At 72.6% G+C, this 1,711-nt stretch carries 2 protein-coding genes; both read left to right on the top strand.

Annotated features, from left to right (window positions below; genetic code table 11):
• The first annotated feature begins 204 nt into the window (after nt 1-204).
• Nucleotides 205-1,380 (top strand): acyl-CoA dehydrogenase family protein, encoded by a 1,176-nt coding sequence (locus AC2W7G_RS15500; protein ID WP_485869227.1) that lies wholly within the window; start codon nt 205-207, stop codon nt 1,378-1,380.
• 12 nt (nt 1,381-1,392) lie between these two features.
• Nucleotides 1,393-1,711, top strand: a 319-nt coding sequence (locus AC2W7G_RS15505; RefSeq protein ID WP_485869228.1) for an acyl-CoA dehydrogenase family protein, incomplete at its 3' end; no start/stop codon positions are given.

Below are 1,711 nucleotides of genomic sequence, written 5' to 3' on the forward strand. Positions count from 1 at the left end.
GACACCGCCGAGGGGCCGCATGGGCCCCCGCGTCCCCCCGACCCCGCCGCGACCGCCGCACGGCCTGCTCGGCCAGTACGTCCTGGGCTCGCCCAGCTTCCGCGAGGACGACGGGGCCGACGGCACCCCGTCGCGCTGAGGCCCCCACCGTCGCGCCCCCCGACCCCGCCGCGTGATAGCAAGGGCGGGACCACAGGAGGGTGCATGCGACTGAGGCTGTCCGACCAGGACGTGGCGTTCCGCGACGAGATGCGCGAGTTCTTCACGACGAAGGTCCCCCAGGAGATCCGCGACAAGGTGCGCGACCGGCGCGAGCTGACCAAGGACGACATCGTCGAGTCCCAGCGGACGCTCAACGCCGCCGGCCTGGCCGTGCCCGGCTGGCCGGTCGAGTGGGGCGGACGCGACTGGACCAACCTGCAGCGCCACATCTGGCACGAGGAGATGCAGCTGGCCTGCGTCCCGGCGCCGCTCGCGTTCAACGCCAGCATGATCGGCCCGGTCATCGCCGCCTTCGGCAGCCAGGAGATCAAGCAGCGCTTCCTGCCCGCCACGGCGAACCTCGACATCTGGTGGTCGCAGGGCTTCTCCGAGCCCGACGCCGGCTCGGACCTGGCCTCGCTGCGCACCACCGCCGTGCGCGACGGCGACCACTACGTCGTCAACGGCCAGAAGACCTGGACGACGCTGGGCCAGTACGGCGACTGGATCTTCACGCTGGTGCGCACGAACCCCGACGCGCCCAAGAAGCAGGCCGGCATCTCGATGCTGCTCATCGACATGACGACGCCCGGCCTCACCGTGCGCCCGATCGAGCTCATCGACGGCGGCCACGAGGTCAACGAGGTGTGGTTCGAGGACGTCCGCGTCCCGGCCGAGAACCTCGTCGGCGAGGAGAACGCCGGCTGGACGTACGCCAAGTTCCTGCTCGGCAACGAGCGCGTCGGCGTCGCGCCGGTCGGCTCGAGCAAGCGCCTGCTCGCGCAGGCCAAGGAGCACGCCCGCGAGATCCGCACGGCGTCCGGCACGCTGCTGGACGACCCGCTGACCGCGGCCCGCATCGCCGAGCTGGAGAACGACCTGCTCGCGCTCGAGCTCACCGCGCTGCGCGTGGCCGCCCACTCCGCCGACGGCAAGCCGCACCCCGCGTCGTCGGTGCTGAAGCTGCAGGGCACCGTGCTGCAGCAGGCGGTCACCGAGCTGTTCGTCGACCTCGCCGGGCCCGACGCGCTCGCGTCCGGCGCGGCCGACGGCTCGCAGGTGCCGCACTGGGCCCGCGTCTCGGCGCCGCAGTACCTGAACTACCGCAAGGCCTCCATCTACGGCGGCTCCAACGAGGTGCAGCGGCAGATCATCGCCGGCACCATCCTCGGACTCTGAGACGGGACGGACATGGACTTCACCCTGGACTCCGAGCAGCTCGCGCTGCGCGACGCCGTGCGCGGCCTGCTGGGCAAGGCGTACGGCTCGATCGAGGCCCGTCGTGACGCGACGGCCTCCGACCCCGGCTTCGACGAGAAGGTCTGGTCGCGCCTGGCCGACATGGGCGTGCTCGCGCTGCCGTTCAGCGAGGACGACGGCGGCGTCGGCGCCGGCCCCGTGGAGGTGATGGTCGTGGCCGAGGAGGTGGGTCGCGTCCTGGCCCCCGAGCCGTTCGTCGAGGCGGTCGTGCTGGCCGGCGGCGTGGTCGCGCGCTCGGCACCGGCGAGCG

This window comes from Aeromicrobium sp. PFPM2_SD2 (genome assembly GCF_057364525.1).